Here is a 3,535-nt window from a genome sequence, read left to right as displayed (position 1 = left end):
TTTTATAAAAATTAATTCCATCAGATTTAACTTTAAGAAGTAAGATTCGCTATATGATTTTTGTTACTACATGATTTTGGTGTTACTCTTTGACGGTCTCTTTTATTTTATATTCAGCGGTTATTTGTTTAATTCTTTGTTCCAGATTTCCTTGTTTATCTATTTCAGAATTTTCAATAGTTTTAGCCCATTCCATAAATTCTGGTAGGTGCTGTTCTTTTTTTCCCGTTTTTGTATTTATGGGTATAAACTTTGTTCTCATAATGGCTTTTAGATGATTTTGTTTTTCGTTCATCATTATTGCTTCAAGGTAAAGGAACTCATTATCAGCAATTAATAAAGTGGTTTGTATTGTTACAACTTCATTATAAAGTGCGGGACGTAAATAAGCTATTTCATGCCCGCCGACTAACCAAGCTATATCTTTCTTGTAATATTCGGATAAGTTCAGGTTATGATACTCTTTTAAATGGTCTTCTCTGGCATTCAAAAAGTAGTCAATATATCTGGCATTATTTAAATGTCCGAACAAATCACAGTCGTTGAAACGAACCGTATAAACTGAATTTGGATTTTTATTCATTTTTATAAATTTTAGTATTGGAAAAAGTTAATTTCTTAAAATTGGTTTTAAATATTTGAAGATCAATATTGCTCGTTGGTATTAGGGAAATCGACTATTTTTACATCAGTAATAAATTGACCAATAGCCATAGTCATATCTTCATAAAGGTTCATATATCGACGCAGGAAACGTGGACTAAATTCGTGTGTCATTCCAAGCATATCGTGTAAAACCAATACTTGCCCATCGACACCGCTTCCTGCTCCAATTCCGATTACTGGAATAGAAATGCTTTGAGACACTTTTGTTGCTAAACTGGCTGGTACTTTTTCTAAAACTATTGCGAAACATCCTGCTGCTTCTAATATTTTAGCATCTTCCAATAATTTATTTGCTTCGGTTTCTTCCTTGGCTCTAACGGTATAAGTTCCGAATTTATAAATAGATTGCGGTGTTAATCCTAAATGTCCCATTACTGGAATTCCCGCATTTATAATTCGCTTAATTGATTTTTTTACTTCGTGACCACCTTCCATTTTTACAGCGTGTGCACCACTTTCTTTCATAATTCTAATTGCCGAATGTAAAGCTAGTTTGGAATCGGATTGATAGGAACCAAAAGGCAAATCGACAACGATTAATGCTCTCGTACACGCTCTTACAACACAAGAAGCGTGGTAAATCATTTGGTCTAGTGTAATAGGCAAGGTTGTTTCGTGTCCCGCCATCACATTACTTGCCGAATCACCAACTAAAATAACATCGATACCAGCAGTATCTACTATTTTTGCCATCGTATAATCGTATGCGGTTAGCATCGATATTTTTTCACTATTCACTTTCATATCAGAAAGTGTCTTGATGGTAATGCGCTTGTATTCTTTTTTTGCTACTGACATTTGTTATAATTTTAGAGATAAATCACTGTCTAGTTTAATAAAATGAATTTCTCCGCTCATCATTGCCGGAACAATTAATTGGTCATTTACTATGATGAAATCGGCTGGACCTGAAATTGCTTCTGAAGTTGAGATTTTAGCAACTCTGTTAGTATTGTAAATTCCAATTCCTTGAATAATACCTTTTTTCTCAAATGCAACCCAGTTACTGACATACAATACATCTTTACTTATGAATATTCCATCATAATACCCTTGCAAACTAGTAATTTGTGTAAACGTATTGTCTTTTAGATTGATGAAGCCGATAATGCCATTTGGTTTATTGTCACTTCCAAACCCATTTACATAGATTCGGCTTGCTTTTTTGTAGCAAAACAATCCATTGATGCCTGAAATAGTTACATCAGTTTTAATTTCAGAATAGGATTTATCAATTAGATTTACTTTATACAATTTGTTTTTATCTGTTGCAGAAACATATAAAGTGTTGTTATCCCAAACCACGATGTCGTTTAAAAAAGAAGTGTCTTTGCTAAAGTCTATTTCGTATAATTTAGTTCCTGTTTTTAAGTCGATTGCTAATAATCTGTCAATGTCGTTAATGTATAGAACTTCTTTGTTTATAGCCAAACCTTTTGGAGCGTCAAGTTTTTCTTTTACGAAAGTAGCGTCAAGAATTTTACCCTTTTTGTCGAGTTTTAGGATTTGACCATCGCCATCTTTTGCCGTTGGGTTTAATTCTTTTCCTATATCGGCAGCATAAATAAATTTACCATCGGTTGCAACGCTTTCAACGTGATTGAAACCGGTAACGGTTTTTGTAGTTTGTGCATTGGTATTCGTTGCCATAAATAGGCAAAATATTAGACTTATTTGTATTAGATTTTTCATTGTTCTCGTTTTTAATTATTCTACTAAAGTTTTGTGTTCCTGTGTTAATTTAATTAATGCTTTATCGAAATTTGGTGTTGGTACTTGAAATAATTTGGCTTCCTCAATAACATATTTTACTAACGAATTAATTTCTGTGGGTTTGTTTTTTTCTAAATCTAATTGGAAAGATGATTTTACTTGACTACCAAAATTCCCCAAAAGCTTTAAATTATTTTCGACTGTATTGTCATCAATTTCAATGTTTTTTGCGCTAGCCAATTGCATTAATTCCGAAACAAGTTCAATAAAAAGGCATTCGGCTTCGTTGTTTTCAAGAATTTCAGCAAATGTTATTTGATATATTGCTGTTACCATAGCCGTTGGCGAAACGAACATAAATTTCTTCCATAGAACAGTTTTGATATTGTCTGTGTACAAAGTATCAATACCAGCATCATTAAATATTTTTGAGATATATTCTCCTTGATGGTTACTTTTTCCATCTGTCCCAAAAATAAATTTAGAAGGACCGCTAACGTGTTGAATTTTTCCTGGTTTAATTATTTTAGAAGATATATAAATACTTCCTTCCATAAGCGTTGCGCCATCAGGCAAGTATGGTGTTATAATTTCTTTGCCATTCACTCTGTTTTGAGTAGTAATTACAGTTGTAGTTGGTGTTAAACATTTACTATGTTTTTTAAAAACCTCTTCTACAGAAAAGTTTTTTGTGCAAACAATAAATATATCGACTGTTCCAATTTCTAAAGGATTATCAGAAGTTAAGGTCGGCATACATTTAAACGAAGTGTCATTAGACTCTAACCATAATCCTTTTTTGTTGATGGCTTCCGCCATTTCTCCTCTTGCAATAAATACAATTTCTACATTTTCGATATTGGAATAATGATGTGCTAATTTCCCACCAATATATCCGCCGATGCCACCAATACCAGCAATTGCAATTCTAGTTTTTTTAGTTTCAATCATTTTTATTTTTTTTAAATTTTAACAGGTTATAATTTCATTTCTAATAATGCAACTTTTAGGTTTCGATGTTGGTCGGGTAGTTCTGGCGTATTTGGAGTTGTATAATTTTCTAAAAATTGAAAGCCATAACTTTTATAATATTCAATAATATTTGGGTTGTCTGCCCAAGTGTCCATTCTTATGTATTTCAATCTTTTTTCATTAG

The 3,535-nt window shown here is 32.2% G+C and carries 4 protein-coding genes; all 4 read right to left on the bottom strand.

The annotated features are described in order from the left end of the window. Window positions 1-82: 82 nt before the first annotated feature. On the bottom strand, window positions 83-583 hold the full coding sequence (locus Q0Q96_RS06995) for an acyl-CoA thioesterase (protein ID WP_293872590.1): 501 nt from the start codon (window positions 581-583) through the stop codon (window positions 83-85). 62 nt (window positions 584-645) lie between these two features. Further along, window positions 646-1,464: a 3-methyl-2-oxobutanoate hydroxymethyltransferase gene (gene panB, locus Q0Q96_RS06990; protein WP_293872588.1), complete on the bottom strand. Its 819-nt coding sequence runs from the start codon at window positions 1,462-1,464 to the stop codon at window positions 646-648. A 3-nt stretch (window positions 1,465-1,467) separates the two neighbouring features. Next, entirely contained in the window at window positions 1,468-2,358 is an 891-nt protein-coding gene (locus tag Q0Q96_RS06985) for a hypothetical protein (RefSeq protein WP_293872586.1), read from the bottom strand. Window positions 2,359-2,373: 15 nt separating this feature from the next. After that, entirely contained in the window at window positions 2,374-3,330 is a 957-nt protein-coding gene (locus tag Q0Q96_RS06980; RefSeq protein WP_293872584.1) for a 2-dehydropantoate 2-reductase, read from the bottom strand. Window positions 3,331-3,535: the final 205 nt, after the last annotated feature.

The organism is Flavobacterium sp., assembly GCF_025352015.1.
Classification (GTDB): domain Bacteria; phylum Bacteroidota; class Bacteroidia; order Flavobacteriales; family Flavobacteriaceae; genus Flavobacterium.
This window is presented reverse-complemented; position numbering and strand designations above follow the sequence as displayed.